Origin of the sequence: Donghicola mangrovi, from assembly GCF_013377535.1 — a bacterium.
GTDB classification, from domain to species: domain Bacteria; phylum Pseudomonadota; class Alphaproteobacteria; order Rhodobacterales; family Rhodobacteraceae; genus Donghicola; species Donghicola mangrovi.
This window is the reverse complement of the sequence record NZ_JABCJE010000028.1, coordinates 2501-5869: the sequence shown is the minus strand read 5'-3', so window position 1 is coordinate 5869 and position 3369 is coordinate 2501. Positions and strand designations below refer to the sequence as shown.

1 tRNA gene and 2 rRNA genes are annotated in these 3369 nt (G+C 52.9%); all 3 read right to left on the bottom strand.

The window, feature by feature from the left end:
• A tRNA-Met gene (locus tag HJ536_RS20545) sits at positions 1-77 on the bottom strand.
• 196 nt (positions 78-273) lie between these two features.
• Positions 274-388, bottom strand: a 5S ribosomal RNA gene (gene rrf / locus HJ536_RS20540).
• A gap of 93 nt (positions 389-481) precedes the next feature.
• A 23S ribosomal RNA gene (locus tag HJ536_RS20535) occupies positions 482-3310 on the bottom strand.
• Positions 3311-3369 lie beyond the last annotated feature (59 nt).

The window sequence follows — 3369 nt, the reverse complement described above, 5'->3', positions numbered from 1 at the left end:
TGGTTGCGGGAGTAGGATTTGAACCTACGACCTTCAGGTTATGAGCCTGACGAGCTACCGGGCTGCTCCATCCCGCGCCATTGTGGTCGATTGCATTGGGTGCAATTTTGACCGATTTATTGGCATTATGCACGTTTTGTTGTGCATTGCCAAAAGGCGTTATGACCGGTTGGCACGTGAGTGCCTTTGTCCTCAGCGGACCGTATTGATGATTGCTGAGGTATTTTTTTTTGATCGTTTTGAGAGGTATCAAATTTTTCGAGATTTTATTAGGTTTGGCGGTGACCTACTCTCCCACGTCTTAGGACGCAGTACCATTGGCGCGACGGCACTTAACGGCCGGGTTCGGAAAGGGACCGGGTGTTTTGCTCGTGCTATGACCACCAAACCGAATAAAATCTCGTTTTTTCCAAGTCAGGTACGCTGTTTGTTGGTGTGTATGACTTTTGATTTTTCAGTAGAAGTCTTGCTTTTACTGGATCAAATCAAGCCTATCGAGCCATTAGTACCGGTCAACTGAACGCATTACTGCGCTTACATCTCCGGCCTATCGACGTGGTGGTCTACCACGGCTCTCAGGGATACCTTGTTTTGAGGGGGGCTTCCCGCTTAGATGCCTTCAGCGGTTATCCTGTCCGATCATAGCTACCCTGCACTGCTGCTGGCGCAACAACAGGTCCACCAGTGGATCGTTCACCCCGGTCCTCTCGTACTAGGGGCAACTCCTCTCAAGTATCCTACACCCACGGCAGATAGGGACCGAACTGTCTCACGACGTTCTAAACCCAGCTCACGTACCTCTTTAAATGGCGAACAGCCATACCCTTGGGACCTGCTCCAGCCCCAGGATGAGATGAGCCGACATCGAGGTGCCAAACACTGCCGTCGATATGGACTCTTGGGCAGTATCAGCCTGTTATCCCCGGCGTACCTTTTATCCGTTGAGCGATGGCCCTCCCACTTGGGACCACCGGATCACTATGGCCGTCTTTCGACTCTGCTCGACTTGTCAGTCTCGCAGTCAGGCTGGCTTCTGCCATTGCACTCAACGAGCGATGTCCGACCGCTCTGAGCCAACCTTCGCGCGCCTCCGTTACTCTTTAGGAGGCGACCGCCCCAGTCAAACTACCCGCCACACAGGGTCCCGGATCCGGATAACGGACCGCGGTTAGACATCAAGCAAAGCAAGGGTGGTATCTCAAGGGAGGCTCCACAGGAACTGGCGTCCCTGCTTCGAAGCCTACCACCTATCCTGCACATGCTTGGCCTGATGCCAGTGTGAAGCTGTAGTAAAGGTGCACGGGGTCTTTCCGTCTAACCGCGGGAAGCCTGCATCTTGACAGGCAATTCAATTTCGCTGAGTCAACGTTGGAGACAGCGGGGAAGTCGTTACGCCATTCGTGCAGGTCGGAACTTACCCGACAAGGAATTTCGCTACCTTAGGACCGTTATAGTTACGGCCGCCGTTTACCTGGGCTTCAATTCAGAGCTTGCACCCCTCCTTTTAACCTTCAGGCACCGGGCAGGCGTCAGACCCTATACGTCGTCTTACGACTTCGCAGAGCCCTGTGTTTTTAGTAAACAGTCGCCACCCCCTGGTTTGTGCCCCCAGCCAATACTTGCGTAGAAACTGGGCCTCCTTCTCGCGAACTTACGGAGGTATTTTGCCGAGTTCCTTCAACGTTGTTCTCTCAAGCGCCTTGGTATTCTCTACCAGTCCACCTGTGTCGGTTTCGGGTACGGTCTCATGGAGGGCTATTTCCAGGGACCTCTAAACGGCCCGACCAATCCGATAAGGTCGAACAATCTTCGAGATCCGTCACATCCTCCTGGCCCAGGAATATTAACCTGGTTCCCATCGACTACGCCTTTCGGCCTCGCCTTAGGGGCCGGCTTACCCTGCTCAGATTAGCTTTAAGCAGGAACCCTTGGACTTTCGGCGAGAGTGTCTCTCACACTCTTTGTCGCTACTCATGTCATCATTCTCGCTAGTGATCTCTCCACCGGATGCCTTACAGCCCGGCTTCATCGAAAGCTTCGAGCCTCTAATGCCTTCGTAAGAAGGCTAAAGAGGCATGAAGCTATGTCACACTACGCTCCGCTACCACTGCTATGCAGTCCTCAGCTTCGGCTCATGGCTTGAGCCCCGTTACATCTTCGCCGCAGGACAACTTAATTAGACCAGTGAGCTGTTACGCTATCTTTAAAGGATGGCTGCTTCTAAGCCAACCTCCTGGTTGTTTTGGTCGTCCCACCTGCTTTCCCACTTAGCCATGAATTAGGGGCCTTAGCTGGAGGTCAGGGTTGTTTCCCTCTCCACGACGGGCGTTAGCACCCGCCGTGTGTCTGCCATCTAGTACTCCCGGGTATTCGGAGTTTGGTTAGGATCAGTAAGCCTGTGGGGCCCCATTACCCATCCAGTGCTCTACCCCCCGGGGTATTCGGATGACGCTCTACCTAAATAGATTTCGCGGAGAACCAGCTATCTCCGAGTTTGATTGGCCTTTCACCCCTAGGCACAACTCATCCCGACCTTTTTCAACAGGTGTGGGTTCGGACCTCCAACAAGTGTTACCTTGTCTTCATCCTGGTCATGCCTAGATCACTCGGTTTCGGGTCTGATCCAACTAACTCATGCGCCCTATTAAGACTCGCTTTCGCTGCGCCTACACCTAACGGCTTAAGCTTGCTAGTTAGACCAAGTCGATGACCCATTATACAAAAGGTACGCCGTCAGCTCTCGAGGAGCCTCCGACTGATTGTAGGCGTCCGGTTTCAGGTACTGTTTCACTCCCCTCGTCGGGGTGCTTTTCACCTTTCCCTCACGGTACTGGTTCGCTATCGGTCAGCAAGGAGTACTTAGCCTTCGAAGGTGGTCCTCCGATCTTCAGACAGGATTTCACGTGTCCCGCCCTACTTAATACGTCCATCAGAGCTTCCTATACGGGGCTATCACCCACTATGGCCACGCTTCCCAACGTGTTCTAGTCACTCATCTGGCTCGGCTGGTCCCCGTTCGCTCGCCGCTACTAGGGGAGTATCAATTGATTTCCTTTCCTCCGGGTACTTAGATGTTTCAGTTCCCCGGGTTTGCTCTTAAAACCCTATGTATTCAGGTTAAAAGTACCTGGTTATGCTCGTTATTGACTGGCCGAAGCCAACAATAACAAACATTCAGGTGGGTTGCCCCATTCGGAGATTCATGGATCAAAGCCTATTCTCGGCTCCCCATGACTTATCGCAGAGTATCACGTCCTTCATCGCCTCTTGCTGCCAAGGCATCCACCAAACGCCCTTCTCGCGCTTGATTTGATCCAGAAAGAGCAAGACTTGGCAAAGTCTCAAGGCCACGCTGGTTCGTGCGGCCAC